At 37.7% G+C, this 16,891-nt stretch carries 13 protein-coding genes and 1 tRNA gene; 6 read left to right on the top strand and 8 right to left on the bottom strand.

Annotated elements, in window-relative coordinates; translation table 11 throughout:
* Positions 1 to 96: 96 nt before the first annotated feature.
* Positions 97 to 909 carry a serine O-acetyltransferase gene (cysE, locus tag ACGH4F_RS00205; RefSeq protein ID WP_411589693.1) on the top strand — a complete coding sequence of 271 codons (813 nt, stop codon included), beginning with the start codon at positions 97 to 99 and terminating at the stop codon, positions 907 to 909.
* 18 nt (positions 910 to 927) lie between these two features.
* Here cysE and ACGH4F_RS00210 read toward each other — a convergent pair whose 3' ends face one another.
* The 5 genes from ACGH4F_RS00210 to recN are packed head-to-tail and all read right to left on the bottom strand — an operon-like array spanning position 928 to position 5,791.
* Entirely contained in the window at positions 928 to 1,764 is an 837-nt protein-coding gene (locus ACGH4F_RS00210; RefSeq protein WP_411589531.1) for a mechanosensitive ion channel domain-containing protein, read from the bottom strand.
* A gap of 54 nt (positions 1,765 to 1,818) precedes the next feature.
* Positions 1,819 to 2,412, bottom strand: coding sequence for a nucleoid occlusion factor SlmA (gene slmA, locus ACGH4F_RS00215; RefSeq protein WP_065558483.1), 594 nt, complete (start codon positions 2,410 to 2,412; stop codon positions 1,819 to 1,821).
* A complete protein-coding gene (dut, locus tag ACGH4F_RS00220) occupies positions 2,409 to 2,867 on the bottom strand; it encodes a dUTP diphosphatase (protein ID WP_065558484.1) in 459 nt (152 codons plus the stop codon). The genes slmA and dut overlap by 4 nt, the downstream gene beginning before the upstream one ends.
* On the bottom strand, positions 2,851 to 4,080 hold the full coding sequence (coaBC, locus tag ACGH4F_RS00225) for a bifunctional phosphopantothenoylcysteine decarboxylase/phosphopantothenate--cysteine ligase CoaBC (protein WP_411589696.1): 1,230 nt from the start codon (positions 4,078 to 4,080) through the stop codon (positions 2,851 to 2,853). Before coaBC ends, dut begins: the two co-directional genes overlap by 17 nt.
* A gap of 49 nt (positions 4,081 to 4,129) precedes the next feature.
* On the bottom strand, positions 4,130 to 5,791 hold the full coding sequence (gene recN / locus ACGH4F_RS00230; RefSeq protein WP_267379523.1) for a DNA repair protein RecN: 1,662 nt from the start codon (positions 5,789 to 5,791) through the stop codon (positions 4,130 to 4,132).
* A 345-nt stretch (positions 5,792 to 6,136) separates the two neighbouring features.
* Here recN and ACGH4F_RS00235 point away from each other — a divergent pair, with 345 nt between their 5' ends.
* From ACGH4F_RS00235 to metF, 3 genes are all read left to right on the top strand, one after another.
* Positions 6,137 to 6,688: a YagU family protein gene (locus tag ACGH4F_RS00235; protein ID WP_065558486.1), complete on the top strand. Its 552-nt coding sequence runs from the start codon at positions 6,137 to 6,139 to the stop codon at positions 6,686 to 6,688.
* 180 nt (positions 6,689 to 6,868) lie between these two features.
* Positions 6,869 to 9,142, top strand: coding sequence for a 5-methyltetrahydropteroyltriglutamate--homocysteine S-methyltransferase (gene metE / locus ACGH4F_RS00240; RefSeq protein ID WP_411589534.1), 2,274 nt, complete (start codon positions 6,869 to 6,871; stop codon positions 9,140 to 9,142).
* Between the two features lie 111 nt (positions 9,143 to 9,253).
* Positions 9,254 to 10,129 carry a methylenetetrahydrofolate reductase [NAD(P)H] gene (metF, locus tag ACGH4F_RS00245; protein ID WP_220216253.1) on the top strand — a complete coding sequence of 292 codons (876 nt, stop codon included), beginning with the start codon at positions 9,254 to 9,256 and terminating at the stop codon, positions 10,127 to 10,129.
* Between the two features lie 37 nt (positions 10,130 to 10,166).
* Here metF and ACGH4F_RS00250 read toward each other — a convergent pair.
* From ACGH4F_RS00250 to carA, 3 genes are all read right to left on the bottom strand, one after another.
* Positions 10,167 to 10,243, bottom strand: a tRNA-Met gene (locus ACGH4F_RS00250).
* Positions 10,244 to 10,626: 383 nt separating this feature from the next.
* On the bottom strand, positions 10,627 to 13,842 hold the full coding sequence (gene carB, locus ACGH4F_RS00255; protein ID WP_411589536.1) for a carbamoyl-phosphate synthase large subunit: 3,216 nt from the start codon (positions 13,840 to 13,842) through the stop codon (positions 10,627 to 10,629).
* Between the two features lies 1 nt (position 13,843).
* Positions 13,844 to 15,004, bottom strand: coding sequence for a glutamine-hydrolyzing carbamoyl-phosphate synthase small subunit (carA, locus tag ACGH4F_RS00260; protein ID WP_411589538.1), 1,161 nt, complete (start codon positions 15,002 to 15,004; stop codon positions 13,844 to 13,846).
* 268 nt (positions 15,005 to 15,272) lie between these two features.
* Between carA and argF the strand changes: the two genes are divergently transcribed.
* Together argF and ACGH4F_RS00270 are read left to right on the top strand one after the other, a co-directional pair.
* Positions 15,273 to 16,283 (top strand): ornithine carbamoyltransferase, encoded by a 1,011-nt coding sequence (gene argF, locus ACGH4F_RS00265; RefSeq protein ID WP_267358991.1) that lies wholly within the window; start codon positions 15,273 to 15,275, stop codon positions 16,281 to 16,283.
* 97 nt (positions 16,284 to 16,380) lie between these two features.
* On the top strand, positions 16,381 to 16,884 hold the full coding sequence (locus tag ACGH4F_RS00270) for a phosphatidylglycerophosphatase A (protein ID WP_411589540.1): 504 nt from the start codon (positions 16,381 to 16,383) through the stop codon (positions 16,882 to 16,884).
* Positions 16,885 to 16,891 lie beyond the last annotated feature (7 nt).

The following is a 16,891-nucleotide window of genomic DNA, read 5'->3' on the forward strand; positions in this document are numbered from 1 at the left end:
GCTTACTTGATAAGTTTGCGAAACAATGTTGATTATTGTGATTAATATTTATAGGTCGTCATTGTGAAGATTACGAAAAAAGTGGTTGAAGCAGATATGTTATGGCATACCATTCGGCAGGAAGCTTCTCAATTAGTTGAAAGTGAGCCAATGTTAGCGAGTTATTTCCATGCAACTTTACTCAATCATAAAAACTTGGGTAGTGCATTAAGTTATATTTTAGCGAATAAACTTGTTACCCAAGTAATGCCGGCAATTGAAATTCGTGAAATTGCAAGGCAAGCTTATGAAGCAGATACCACGATTATTCAATCAGCCGTGACAGATATCTTAGCGGTTTATGTACGCGATCCAGCAACAAACTACTATTCGACCCCGTTACTTTATTATAAAGGCTTTTTATCGTTACAGGCTTATCGAATTGCCCATTGGCTTTGGAAACAAGATCGTAAGTCGCTGGCTATTTTTTTACAAAGTCAAATCGCCATTGTTTTTGGTGTTGATATTCATCCAGCAGCCCAAATTGGCTGTGGTGTGATGTTTGACCATGCAACCGGTATTGTAATTGGTGAAACGGTCGTTATTGAAAATGATGTATCGATTTTGCAATCTGTGACCTTAGGTGGTACAGGTAAAGAAAACGGTGATCGGCATCCTAAAATTCGTGAAGGGGTAATGATAGGGGCTCACTCTACGATATTAGGCAATATTGAAATCGGAAAAGGGGCAAAAATTGGTGCTGGTTCGGTCGTGTTAGAGCCTGTTCCTGAGCATACAACGGTTGCCGGTGTGCCAGCGAAAGTGGTTGGATGCCCTGATTGTGACAAACCAGCCTTAAATATGAATCAAGATATTTTATATGAAAAAGAGGTTGTTTCAATTTCCGTCGACGTTGATCGACGGAAGTAAAAGAAAACAACTCACTCATTAGTGGTTGGTGGTGACATTGACATCCATTGTTGGATAAGGAATATTAATATTATTCTCAGTTAATGCGTTTTTAATATTTTCGAGTAACTCTGCTTTTAAAGCGCCATAATTTTCGTTTAGTGTCCAAACTAAAACATTAAAATTCATTGATGATGCATCAAGTACATCTAAACGAATAATTGGTTTTTTAGTGGTTAATATATTGCTGGTTTGATTAACCGCTTGATTAAGTACCTGATAAACTTTCTGGATATCGGAGTTATAACCAACATTAATCACTAGATCTAAACGTCTTTCAGGTAGACGACTATAATTAATAATATTGGCACTTACCACTTGCCCATTCGGGATGACAACCACTTCATTAGTCGGTGTGACAATTGAGGTTGAGAAAATTTGAATTGAATCAATTACTCCTCTTTGATTGTTAATCACCACTGTCTCGCCGACTTTAAACGGACGGAAAATGATCAAAATTACTCCGGCAGCGAAATTCGATAATGAACCTTGTAATGCTAAACCGACCGCTAAACCGGCAGCACCAATGACTGCAACAATTGATGCAGTTTGAACACCTAATTGCCCTAATACGGCAACTAATGTCATTATAATAATGGCATAGTAAGATAAAGCACTAACAAACTTTACAACGGTAGGATCTACTTGCCGATTAATTAATATGCGTTTTAGCTGACGGCTAATAAATTTGGCAATAATTCGACCAACGACAAAAATGATAATCGCAAAGCAGAAATGAACAATATAACCAATTACTACGCCGTCATATTTATCAATAAGTGTGACTATCTGCTTTAAAATATTTTCAAAATCCATATATTATCCTCAATAAAGATTATAGAGCAGTTAGTTAAAGATTATTTTATATGTTTAAATTAATTGTTTCGCTAATAACGCCCAACGTGTATCAAAATTGGTGGTTGGTAAATATTTAAAGCCGGAACGAGAATAGCGAACCATCATCCCTTCACAAAAAGCTAATAATTGGCTGGATAAAATTCGCTCATCGGTGGTAAATGCAACGCCTTCACGAATTTTTCGTTCACGTAATACTTGCTTAATTTGAGTTTCAATTCGTTCAAATAGCTGACTAATACGTTCTTGAAGTTGCTCTTGTTCAAACATTAAGGCATGCCCAGTCATAATTCTGGTTAATCCGGGATTTTTTTCAGAAAAACCCAATATTAATGCGAGAATTAACTGTAAACGGACAAAGGTATTTAGCTCATCTTGCATAATGACATTAATGCGAGAAAGTAAAATATCTTCAATGTAGACAATTAAACTTTCAAACATTTTAGTTTTACTCGGAAAATGTCGATAAAGTGCAGCTTCTGATACACCAACACTTGCTGCTAACTTTGCTGTAGTAATGCGTTGGGTACCTTCATTAGATTCAAGCATGGTGGCTAAAGCTTGCAGTATATCTTCTTTCCTATTTTTATTTTTGCTGCTCACAATCATTTTTTACCCGAATGCCCAAATCCACCTTCGCCGCGTGCTGACGCTGTAAATTCATCAACAATATTAAATTCTGCTTGTATGACAGGAACAATAATTAACTGGGCAATGCGATCACCTGCTTCAATCACAAATGGAGTTTGACTACGGTTCCATACTGGTACAAATAACTGACCTTGGTAATCTGAATCAATGAGACCCACTAAATTACCAAGTACAATCCCATTTTTAGATCCTAACCCTGATCGAGGTAAAACTAATGCCGCTAAAGTCGGATCTGCAATATGCATGGATAAACCTGTTGGCGTTAAAATGGTTTCACCGGGTTTTATCTCGGTTGTTTTATCAAACATTGCTCGTAGATCAATGCCAGCCGATCCTTCGGTTGCATAGGTTGGAAGCGGAAAATCATTACCTAAACGTTTATCTAATATTTTAATATCAATTTTTCTTTTCATCATGACTCGCTTTATATCGTGTTATAACAACTTCAAGTAACTGTGTTGCTAATTGTTGTTTACTACTTAATGGTAATGTTTGTTCACCATTTTGCCAATAAAGTGTTAATGCATTTTGCTCAGAATTAAAGCCAATTTTTTTATCAGAAACATCATTAGCGCAAATCAAATCTAGGTTTTTAGCTGTTAATTTTTTTAAGGCATAATTTTTAACATTTTCGGTTTCAGCCGCAAAACCAACCACAAAAGGGCGCTGTTCTTTTAACGCTGCAATATGCGCAATAATGTCAGGATTTTTGACTAACTTAATCAATAATTCATTACTATTATCTGTCTTTTTAATTTTATTTTCGGCGATAGTTTCAGCTCGATAGTCGGCAACGGCGGCACACCCAATAAAAATAGAGGATTGTTTAGCAAATTTTAACGCTTCGTTATACATCTCATTTGCACTTTTTACATCAATTCGATTCACATTTTTGGGCGTATCTAAATTTACCGGACCACTTATTAGGGTTACCTTTGCACCCATATCAGCGGCAACTTTAGCAATAGCAAATCCCATCTTTCCTGAACTATAATTACTAATATATCGAACAGGATCTAACTCTTCAATCGTTGGGCCAGCCGTGATGGTTAGCGATATGCCTGATAATGCAGATGAAGTTGAAAAACAACGTTCAATTTGATCGACAATTGCTTGAGGTTCAACCATTCGTCCTGGGCCGTAATCACCGCAAGCTTGAAAACCATCGTCAGGGCCTAAAATGAATGTATTTCGGTTACTTAGTACAGATAGATTATGTTGGGTTGCTGCTGCTTTATACATCTGTTGATTCATGGCTGGTGCTAACGCAATATTTGCTGATGTTGCTAAACAAACCGTTGATAACAGGTCATCGGCAATGCCATTGGCTATTTTAGCAATAATATTCGCTGTTGCAGGGGCGATTAATACTAAATCCGCCCATTTTGCCAGTTCAATATGGCTCATAGAGAGTTCAGCAGAAGGATCAAATAAATCAGTTGAAACAGGATTACCTGAAACGGCTTGTAACGTCATTGTTGTGACAAAATGGCTAGCCGAGTCAGTGACGATTACTCTTACGTCCGCTCCCGCTTTTTTTAAATGGCGAACAAGATCCGGGCATTTATAAGCAGCTATGCCTCCTGTAATTCCTAATAAAATATGTTTACCAGAAAGATTCATGATCAAGTTTCCTTCACCTTCAAATCAAAATCACTATATTACCACAATTCATTTAGATAATAAGTAACTCTTTCGCATTGGCTAATGTTGCATCAGTAATTTTATCTCCGCCTAAAAGTCGGGCTAATTCATTTAAACGTCCATTATTGTCTAATTTTTGCATATCAGTTGATGTCTGTTTGCTGTTAGTTTGCTTACTGACAAAATAGTGTTGATTAGCTTGTCCCGCAACTTGTGGTAAGTGGGTAACAGTAATAACTTGGGTAGATTGTCCAAGTTGTCTTAATAATTGCCCAACTTTAGAAGCTGTAGGGCCGCTAATGCCTACATCGATTTCATCAAATATCAATGCCGGTGTATCCATTTTTTGAGCCGTCAAAACCTGTATTGCTAGCGCAATACGTGATAATTCACCGCCAGATGCCACTTTGGCAAGGGGCAAGGCATGCTGTCCGACATTGGTGGTAACTAAAAAAGTAACTTGATCGGCGCCGTCTTCATTTAAACGCGTTTCATCAAAGGTTATATCAATGCTAAATTGTCCATTAGGCATAGATAATTCATGCATAATAGCCGTGACTTTTTTAGCTAATGCTTTACTGCTCGTTAAGCGTTTTTGATGTAATTTTTGGGCAATTTCAAGTGCAAATTGATGATATTTGGTAATATCTGCCTTTAGTTGTTCACTTTGTTCATCTTGTTGATTAATCTGTTTGAATTCGGTAAGCAAATTCTGATGCAATTCAGGAAGTGCCTCTGGTGCAACATGGTGTTTACGGGCAAGCGCTATTTGCTTTGATAGCCGTTGTTCAAGTTGCATGACACGCGCTGGATCAAGCTCTAAACTTTCGCTGTAATGGCGCAGTTCATAACTGGCTTCTTTGATCTGGATAGCGGCTTCTTCCAGCATGTTAAACACGTTACTTAAATTTGGATCGAGTTCGGATAACTCCTGCACACTGTTTTTAACACTACCAAGTAGATTACTGACATTGTATTCATCAGCTTCATCTAAAAGCATCACCGATTGTTGGCTAAGCTGAATTAACTGTTCACTATTCGATAAACGTTTGTATTCTTCATCAATTTGTTGGTATTCCCCTTCAATAGGTGAAAATTCATTTAGCTCTTTAAGTTGATATTGTAATAACTGAACATGTGCTTCTCGTTCTTGTCGTGATGCTTGATACTGTTCATAAGTCTGGCGTGCTACTTTCCATTGCTTATAAGCTTGTTGCATTTGATTGAGCAGTGATGGCTCATTCATATAATGATTAAGTAATAACTGCTGATATTCACCTCGTAAAAGACGTTGGGGTTCATGTTGTCCATGAATTTGGATTAACATTTGCCCTAAATCTTTGAGTTGGGATATGGGCACAGCACGACCATTAATAAAGGCTTTTGAACGTCCATCTTGATTGATAACTCGTCGTAATATACATTCATTACCTTCGTCTAGCTGATTTTCGGTTAGCCAAGAAAAGGCGGCTGGTGTGTCATCAAGCACAAAGCAGGCTGAAATATCGACACGTTCAGCACCTAAACGGATAGATGAAGCATCGGAACGATTACCTAAACAGAGCCCTAAAGCATCGATCGCGATCGATTTCCCTGCTCCGGTTTCACCGGTTATAGCAGTCATCCCGGTTGTAAAGTCAACTAACAGGTGATCGACGATAGCAAAATTATTTATAGTAAGTTGAGTTATCATAAAAAATTAATCAGTAATGCTAGTGAAAATATGAGCAGTATAGCAACAAAAATACTGTAAATAAATACAGTTTAATGGTGTTTTGTAAGAAAACTCGTGTTTATTGATGATTTGAATATCCACTGTCATTTGTTTTTTCTAAAAGTTAAATAACGAAAATCCCGTGAATTTACGATGAAATATGAAACAATTGAATATTTTTCTTTGTAAAATGAGTTTTAGATCAAGTTTTACCAATTATTATAATAGATTTTCTTGTGAATTAATCTTATTATACCCTCTTTCAACCTAAATTATTATGCAATATAATTTGGAAAATTTTAACAATAATTAAGGACATTTAACATGTTTGGAAATAAAACAAATCGTCAAATTATTATTTGGACAACTCTGATTGGTGGATTCATTAGTGCGTTAGTTAAATGGGGCTCAGAAGTCAACATGCCTCCTCGTGTACCCGGTGAAGTTTCTCCTCCTGCAGCACATATTGATGCATGGCTTGGTTGGTTAGGTATTAATTCTCACTCGCTTGATTATGCTTATCAAACGGCTATCGTTTCAGGTGCAGTGACACTTTATCACTGGCTATTTAGTTTTGCATTTGCTTTTGTCTATGTGTTTATTGCCTACTTTTGGAATAAAATCCGATTATGGTATGGTGCATTCTACGGCATTATCATTACCGTCACCATGCATGGCTTTTTAATTCCACTGCTTGGTTTCCGTCATCCTGCTTACGATCCAGAGGGTACAGTAGGTTGGTTATGGAATTTAAATGGTTATGAACTTTGGAGTGAATTTTTAGGACATATCTACTGGGGTGTGTCGATTGAAATTTGTATGATTGCCGTACTTGCTTATTTTTCAAGACCTATTCGTGGTGAATGGCGTAAATAGTCAATTTTCCTAAATAATTAACTAAAATCCTTCTGACAATATAACGTTAGAGGGATTTTTTTTGATGTTTAGATATAGAAAAAAACTATATCAATCAATAAAAAACTAGAATTATTCAATAACAGTTTTTTTTGTTATCTTTTTTGCTACTTAAGAAATGTGATGAAAGGAAAACAAAAAATGAATACTGCTGTAATTGGATATCCTCGTGTTGGTAAGCTTCGTGAACTTAAATTTGCTACCGAAGCTTATTTTAAAGGCAATAAAAGCCAGACTGAATTATTAAATGACGCTAAAGCACTACGTGCTGAGCATTTGCAACAACAAGCATCACATAACATTGCTTTTATCTCCTCAAATGATTTTTCGTTTTATGATGCAGTATTAGATACCGCTTGTTTACTCAATGTTATTCCAAAACGTTACCAAGATTTAAGTTTACCGGAATTGGATCGTTATTTTGCAATGGCACGGGGTTATCAAGGTGAGAAAGGTGATGTTCGTGCATTGGCAATGAAAAAGTGGTTTAACACCAACTATCACTACTTAGTACCTGAAATTGAAGATTCAGTACAGATTAAATTAGCTGGCACAAAGCCTTTTGATGAATATCAAGAAGCGAAAGCACTTGGTATACAAACTAAACCGGTTGTTATTGGTGCGTTAACATTTTTCAAACTTGCACAGTATTTAGGAAATAAAAAACTGGTTGATTTTAAAGCTGATATTATTAAAGCTTATCAAGACATCATTCAAAAATTTACGACACTTGGCGCACAGTGGATTCAAATTGATGAACCAATTTTGGTGACTGATTTAAATAAAGATGATATTGCTTTATTTACTGAACTTTATCAGGCGATCTTATCGGTTAAAGGGACAACTAAAGTCGTGTTACAAACCTATTTTGGTGATGTTCGTGATTGCTACAAAGAATTGGTGGCACTACCATTTGATGGTATTGGACTGGATTTTGTTGAAGGCAAGCAATCATTAGCATTACTTGAAAATCATGGATTCCCGTCTGATAAAGTGTTATTTGCTGGTGTGGTTAATGGTAAAAATATTTGGAAAAACAATTATCAAAAAACATTGGCATTAGTGACTAAAATTAAACAAAAAGCGGGTAAAGTGGTGATCAATACGTCATGTTCTTTACTCCATGTGCCTTACACATTGCAAAATGAAACAAAGTTAACAATTCAACAACGTGCTTATTTTGCTTTTGCCCAAGAAAAACTTCAAGAACTTGCTGAACTGGGGTTATTAGTTAACGAGTCTCAACCTGAAAATCATGCAGCGTTTAAAGCTAATCAAACGTTATTTACGCGTGAACGAGAAGGCGCCAATCAAGCAGTACGTCAGAAAGTCGCTGCATTAAAAGAATCCGATTTTACCCGTTTGCCAGCGTTTTCAGTCCGTGAAGCGACGCAGAAAAAAGCCTTCAATTTGCCACTTCTACCAACAACAACGATTGGTTCATTCCCACAAACTCCTGATGTTCGTTTAAATCGAGCAAAATTCAAAAAAGGTGAAATTTGTTTGAATGAATATACCGAGTTTAATAAGCAAAAAATTGCAGAATGCATTAAGCTCCAAGAAAAGATTGGTATTGATGTGTTAGTTCATGGTGAATTTGAACGTAATGATATGGTCGAGTATTTTGGCGAAAGCTTAAATGGTTTTGTCTTTACTGAAAAAGCATGGGTGCAATCATACGGTACTCGTTGTGTTAAACCACCTATTGTTTGGGGTGATATTTCACGCTCTAAACCCATTACTGTTGAGTATTCACAATACGCTCAAAGCCTCACTGATAAACCTGTTAAAGGCATGTTAACTGGCCCAGTCACGATCCTTAACTGGTCGTTCCCTCGTGAAGATATTTCACAAAAAGAATCAGTCTTCCAAATTGGTTTAGCAATCAGTGATGAAGTGTTAGATCTTGAAGCGGCGGGTATTAAAGTTATCCAAATTGATGAGGCGGCGCTAAAAGAGAAATTACCACTACGTAAAGCGGATTGGAATAGTGAATATTTAGATTGGGCTATTCCAGCATTTAGATTAGTTCATAGCAAAGTACAAGCTGATACACAAATTCATACGCATATGTGTTACAGCGAATTTGCTGACATCATCAAAGATATTGACGCAATGGATGCTGATGTGATTTCGTTTGAAGCTTCTCGTTCAAATCTGCAATTGATTGACGTACTTAAAGCTAATCACTTTAAAACAGAAGTTGGCCCAGGTGTTTACGATATTCATTCACCTCGTGTCCCACCGGTTGCCGAAATTAAAGCCACGATTGAGAAGTTACTGGCTAAAATTGAAAAGCAAAAATTATGGATTAATCCAGATTGTGGTTTAAAAACGCGTGGCGAAAAAGAAGTTGTTGAAAGCTTAGAACATTTAGTTCAAGCAACATTAGAAGTTCGAAAAACACTCAATTGATAAGCTTTTTTAACGCTAAATAACGTTGTTAAGCCTTATTATTCCGCCGCCGATTTTGAGCGGCGGAAATGTCAGTAAGGACAATCGTTGGCACACGAATGGATGAAACAAATGAAAACAAATTTACTTTTTAATAAAAAAACGGTGTTCTCTTTTGAAGTGTTTCCACCTAAAAAAACGTCGCCTTTAGAGACTATCTATAGCACATTACGTGAACTTGGCTATTTTAAGCCTGATTTTATCAGTGTAACTTATGGGGCTGGTGGCAGTTTGAACGGTCAAACCACTATTGATATTGCCCACTCGGTCAAACACACTTATGGTATTGAAAGTGTCGCTCATTTACCCGGTATTAGTTTTGATAAAGCAGAAATGCAAAAAATTCTTCATGATCTTAAATGTGCTGGTATTGATAATGTGCTTGCCTTACGAGGCGATATTAATCCTAATATTGCGCCTAAAGATGATTTTCGCTATGCCAGTGAATTGGTCTCATATATTAAAGAAAATGGGGATTTTAATGTAATAGGTGCTTGTTATCCGGAAGGGCATCTTGAAACCTCAACCCTAAAACAAGATTTGATACATTTAAAAGAAAAGGTGAATGCCGGAACGGATCAACTTATATCACAGCTCTTTTTTGATAATGACTATTTTTATACTTTTTTAGATAAAGCACATGATATGGGAATTAACGTACCGATAGAAGCAGGTATTATGCCGGTGACCAATAAAAACCAAATAGAGCGCATGGTATCGATGTGTGGGGTTAATCTTCCGAAGAAGTTTAAACAGATGATGGAAAAATATGAACATCATCCTGATGCATTCCGTGATGCAGGGATTGCTTATGCTATTGATCAGATTGTTGATCTTGTTTCACAAGATGTTGATGGTATCCATTTGTATACGATGAATAATAGCTATATTGCCAGAAGAATCAGTGAGGCAGTATCAACGTTACTTGCAGTACCTAAATCGGCATAATGTGTAACTAATAGAAAAGCTGAAAGTATGGAAGAATTGGTTGCGGGGGCTGGATTTGAACCAACGACCTTCGGGTTATGAGCCCGACGAGCTACCAAGCTGCTCCACCCCGCGTCAAAGAGGTCGCTATATTATAGTATTAAAATAATAAAGCAATACCTTTTTCGCGTAACTGCCCCATTTTTGAACACATTATCTATAAATAGACACTTTCTTTACTAAAATGTATGCCTTTTCTTAAATTTTTTAGATAAAAATCACTTTGTTTTTTGATTAAAAGCTAGGCTGCTATTTATTGCATATTAGAGTAATTGTTATTTATTCAAGAAAGAAAAAAATGTCTAATCAATATTATGGATCATGTTTGCGTGGAAAGGTTAAATTAACGCTACCATTTAAAAATATCCTTAATACTATATTTTAATAGTATTAAGGTTCTTGTTCTCAGCACTTCTGTTAGTCACTATTTTTTTATAGGCTTGCTTTTCACCCAATATTTATGCATAAAGTGTTTGCAATGAAACAACATATTGTGCTGGATCGCAGTCTAATGCAACCGTTGTGGCGTAAGCGGCGTTCATCGTTGTATCATAGTGAACTTTGTACTGTATTGCACTACGACGCAGAATTTTCGATGCTTCAATGGCTGCTCGCCCAGATGTAGTATTAAGAATATAGCTATATTCGCCATTTTTAATATGGTCATGAATATTCGGGCGTCCTTCGTTTTCTTTTTTGACCATTTGGCATGGTATGCCAGCTTGTTGTAATGCCTTAGCGGTGCCAAAAGTGGCATCAATACTAAACCCATGCGCAATTAATCGTTTAGCGATCGCTACCAAGCGAGTTTTATCTTGATCACGAACAGATAACAAGGCTTTCCCCGATTTTTTCATATTCGATAAGCTACCTAGTTGTGCTTTAGCAAAAGCTTCGGCAAAGGTTTTACCGATTCCCATTACTTCACCAGTGGATCGCATTTCTGGCCCTAAAATTGGGTCAACGCCACTAAATTTATTAAATGGTAAAACCACTTCTTTTACTGAGTAATAAGGTGGAATAAGTTCACTGGTCATGTTTTGTTTAGCAAGTGTTTGACCTGTCATGACCCTAGCGGCTATTTTGGCAAGTGGCAGTCCTGTTGCTTTCGACACGAATGGCACGGTACGAGCAGCTCGAGGGTTGATCTCAATCAAATAAATTTGATTATCTTTGACGGCAAATTGTCCATTCATCAAACCTTTAACATTAAGTTCCAAGGCTAACTGTTTGGCTTGTTTGCGCAATTGGTCTAAAATGTCCGGACTTAATGTATAAGTGGGTAATGAACAAGCGGAATCGCCTGAGTGAATACCGGCTTGCTCAATGTGCTCCATAATGCCGCCGATCATTATTTGTTCGCCGTCGGCAATCACATCAATATCAACTTCAATTGCGTCATCTAGAAAGTGATCAAGCAATACAGGAGCGTTGTTAGATTCGCTGATAGCGGTTTTAAAATATCGCCTTAAATCGGATTCATTATAAACAATCTCCATTGCCCGACCGCCAAGCACGTAAGAAGGCCTGACCACTAATGGATAGCCAATTTGTTCGGCTTTAATGACGGCTTCTTCAATATCTGTTACAGTAGCATTAACCGGCTGTTTCAACTTTAATTTTTCAACAATGGCTTGAAAGCGTTGACGATCTTCAGCCTGATCGATTGCATCAGGTGAAGTACCAATAATTGGTAATCCTGCTGCTTCCAGTGCTCGAGCCAATTTAAGTGGTGTTTGTCCACCATATTGGACGATTACACCGTTTGGCTTTTCAACGTAGGCAATTTCTAGCACATCTTCCAATGTAACAGGCTCGAAATAGAGTCGATCTGAAATATCATAATCAGTTGATACCGTTTCAGGATTACAGTTAACCATAATGGTTTCATAACCATCTTCACGTAATGCTAGTGCTGCATGCACGCAACAGTAATCAAACTCAATACCTTGCCCAATCCGATTCGGTCCACCGCCTAATATCATAATCTTAGGGCGAATGAATTGTGGTTTGGCTTCACACTCTTGTTCATAGGTTGAGTAAAGATAAGCTGTATCGGTTGAGAATTCTGCTGCACAAGTATCAACCCGTTTATAAACCGGATGAATATGGTATTGGTTTCGTCGATCACGAACGTCTTGCTCTTTAACATTCAGCAGTTTAGCGATTCGTAAATCTGAAAAACCTTTACGCTTAAGTTGCCATAATGATTCTGAATTAAGGCTAGCGAATGATTGCGATTTTAGTTGGTTTTCAAGCTTGATAAGCTCTTCAATTTGCACCAAAAACCAGCGATCAATATTGGTTAATGTGAAGACGTCGTCTAAACTGAAACCGGCTCGAAAAGCATCCGCAATATACCAAATTCGTTCAGCCCCGGCTTCTTGTAGTTCATAACGTATTTTGTTGAGGTTTTTTTCATCATCATAATTGTCAATTTTCGGATCAAAACCACACGCACCGACTTCAAGTCCTCGTAGCGCTTTTTGTAATGATTCTTGAAAAGTGCGCCCAATCGCCATGACTTCACCTACTGATTTCATTTGTGTGGTTAAGCGATCATTACAACCGGCAAATTTTTCAAAGTTAAAACGTGGAATTTTAGTGACGACATAGTCGATCGAAGGCTCAAATGATGCCGGTGTTCTACCGCCTGTAATATCATTGGCGAGTTCATCAAGAGTATAACCGACTGCCAGTTTGGCGGCGATTTTAGCGATAGGGAAACCAGTTGCTTTTGACGCTAATGCGGATGAGCGTGATACCCGTGGGTTCATTTCAATGACAATCAAGCGTCCAGTTTTAGGATCGACCGAAAATTGAACATTTGATCCGCCTGTTTCTACCCCAATTTCACGAAGTACCGCTATCGAGGCATTACGCATGATTTGATACTCTTTATCAGTCAAGGTTTGAGCTGGGGCAACAGTAATGGAATCGCCGGTATGAATGCCCATTGGGTCAACATTTTCAATTGAACAGACAATTATGCAGTTATCATTTTTATCTCGCACAACTTCCATTTCGTACTCTTTCCAACCGATCAATGACTCATCAATTAGTAGTTCTTTCGTTGGTGATAAATCTAATCCTCGAGTACAAATTTCATCAAATTCTTGAGTATTATAAGCAATTCCACCACCGGTACCGCCCATCGTAAATGAAGGACGAATAATGCAAGGAAAGCCCACTTGTTCTAGTACAGCGTAAGCTTCTGTCAGTGAATGGGCAATACCCGAGCGAGCCGTATCAAGACCAATTTTTTTCATGGCTTGATCAAAACGTTTGCGATCTTCGGCTTTATCAATGGCGTCAGCGGTAGCACCGATCATCTCAACATTAAATTGTTTTAAAATACAACGTTTTTCAAGTTCCAGAGCGCAGTTAAGGGCAGTTTGTCCTCCCATTGTGGGTAAAATCGCATCGGGTCTTTCTTGTTCGATAATTTTGCTTACCGTTGTCCAATGAATAGGTTCAACGTAGGTTGCATCTGCCAGTTCAGGATCGGTCATAATGGTGGCAGGATTAGAATTCACTAAAATAACCCGATAGCCTTCTTCACGTAGTGCTTTGCAGGCTTGTGCGCCTGAATAATCAAATTCACATGCTTGACCAATAACAATCGGGCCTGCGCCAATAATTAAAATAGTGTTGATGTCTGTTCGCTTAGCCATGTTATTGCTCCTGCTGGTAAAATTTAATTAACTCTATAAAGTGATCAAAAAGCGGGGCGGCATCATGTGGTCCAGGACTGGCTTCGGGATGTCCTTGAAAACTAAAAGCGGGTTTTTGATTATGATGAATACCTTGCAATGAGCCGTCGAATAGGGATTGATGCGTAACACGTAAGTGAGCCGGTAAACTGTGTTCATCAACGGCAAACCCATGATTTTGCGCGGTAATCATGACACGATCATGCTCAAGATCTTTAACCGGATGATTTCCACCATGGTGACCAAATTTCATTTTTTTGGTTTTCGCACCACATGCCAGCGCTAACAGCTGATGTCCAAGACAGATGCCAAATATCGGAATATTGGCAGTTAAAAACTGCTTAATGGCATCTATGGCATACGTACACGGTGCTGGATCGCCAGGCCCATTAGATAAAAAGATACCATCAGGATGTAATGCTAAAACTTGTTCGGCACTCGTTTTAGCCGGCACAATGGTTAATTTGCAACCCCGTTCAACTAACATTCGTAAAATAGTTTGTTTAACACCAAAATCATAGGCAACAACATGATAGGGTAAAGCACTTTCAGGTTTTGGTGTTGGATGCTCATTTTGTCTTGTCCAAATGCCTTGCGTCCAACAATAACTTTTAGCACACGTTACTTCTTTAGCTAAATCAAGTCCGGTTAATCCTTTAAAATTGAGAGCTATTTGTTTGGTTGCTTCTGCATTTTCGAGTAAAGTTTGTTTATCTTTGCCCGTTACAATAACGCCATGTTGTGCGCCTTTTTCACGTAAAATACGGGTTAAACGGCGAGTATCAATATCGGCAATAGCAACAACATTGTGTTGTTTTAGATAACTGGAGAGATCTTTTTCACAGCGATAATTACTAGCTAATAGTGGCAAATCACGAATAATAAGTCCTTTTGCGTAAACTTGATTTGATTCAGCATCTGCATCATTAGTGCCCACATTACCAATATGTGGATAAGTTAAAGTAACTAATTGTTCACAGTAAGAGGGATCGGTCAATATTTCTTGATAGCCAGTCATTGAGGTATTAAAAACAACTTCGCCAACAGTTTGACCTTCAGCGCCGATAGATGTACCGATAAATTGTGAACCGTCTTGTAATATAAGGAGGGCATAAGTTTGCATGATTAAAAAGACCTTTAAGAATAAAAAATCATTATATATGAATAAAAATTCATTGCTATTAATCTTGATAAGATAATATTTAGCCATTTTATTACACTTTTTTATACAAAAAAAGCAATATTATTAAAATTAATTGAATAATAATGTCTCATTTTTGAGACTTGTAACGAATCACATAAATTATCAAAGATATTATTATGTTTAGCTTGAAAGTGAATAATTATTCAAATAGAATGGCGTGAATAATAATCTCGATTAGGAGCTTGTCATGCACGGTTTTTATCAGCGCCACTTTTTACGTTTACTCGATTTCACCCCAAGCGAAATTAATCAATTGATCGATCTTTCTATTCAATTAAAGCACGCTAAGCAACAAGGCACTGAAAAAAAACATCTGGTAGGTAAAAATATTGCCTTAATTTTCGAAAAAGACTCAACCCGTACGCGCTGTGCTTTTGAAGTGGGCGCATTTGATCAGGGTGCCCAAGTGACCTATTTAGGTCCAAGTGGGAGCCAAATAGGCCATAAAGAATCTATTGCAGATACTGCCCGTGTATTAGGACGGATGTATGACGGTATTGAGTATCGAGGTTATGGACAAGATATTGTCGAAACTTTAGCGAAGTATGCCGGTGTCCCTGTGTGGAATGGATTAACCACCGAGGCACACCCTACACAGATTTTAGCTGACTTTATGACCATGAAAGAACATATCGGCAATCGGGCATTAAGCAGTGTCAAATTCGCCTATCTAGGTGATGCGCGTAATAATATGGGGAATTCGTTAATGGAAGGCGCAGCTTTAATGGGTATGGAGATTCGTTTAGTGGCGCCTAAAGCGTGCCAACCCGAATCGGAACTGGTCAAACAGTGCCAAGATATAGCAAAAACGACAGGCGCTAAAATCCTTTTAACAGAAGATGTTGCTGATGGTGTTAACGGCGTTGATTTTCTCTATACCGATGTGTGGGTTTCCATGGGAGAACCTAAAGACGTTTGGGATGAACGGGTCAAACTGTTAGCGCCTTATCAAATTAATCAAAATGTGATTAATCTTACTCATAATCCCGATGTGAAATTTATGCACTGTTTGCCCGCTTTTCACGATATGAATACCACCGTCGGCAAGCAAATGGCAGCGCAATATGGTTTAACAGATGGTTTAGAAGTGACTAACGATGTATTTGAATCTCGACACAGTATTGTTTTTGATGAAGCAGAAAATCGTTTACATACCATTAAAGCCGTAATGGTTGCAACGTTAACCAAAGACGAATAATATAATACTCATCAATAAAAATGCTAATTAACTATCAGCATTTTGCTATGTTTGCCGACGTTAAGTCGGCATCATTTTATCAAATTTAAAAGCAAACATGACAAAACAAGCACGTAATAAAGATTTTAAAAAACACTTAAAACTTACTAATCCGATCCATTTTTTAGCGGTGGGATTAGGAAGTGGCTTATCCCCAATTATGCCTGGCACAATGGGGTCATTAATGGCGATTCCGCTGTGGTTGTTATTTAACGAGTTACAACCGATTTTATATTGGATCTTTATTTTTGTGATATTTATGTTTGGCTGTTTTCTTTGTCAAAAGACATCAGATGATACACATACACATGACTCAGGGCATATCGTTTGGGATGAATTTGTTGGTATGTGGATAACGCTATTTTTTATCCCACAATATTCACTACTATGGATTGCGATTGCTTTTGTTGCTTTTCGAGTATTTGATATGGCAAAACCTTGGCCTATTCGTTGGTTTGATAAGCGTGTGCCCGGTGGTTTTGGTATTATGGTGGATGATGTGATTGCAGCGATTTTTTCATCCCTGACTGTTTATGTGTTGGCTTATGTGATTCCCTGCTGATTTAAAA

Source organism: Gilliamella sp. CG35 (assembly GCF_046635745.1).
In the GTDB taxonomy this organism is placed as follows: Bacteria; Pseudomonadota; Gammaproteobacteria; order Enterobacterales; family Orbaceae; genus Gilliamella; species Gilliamella apicola_I.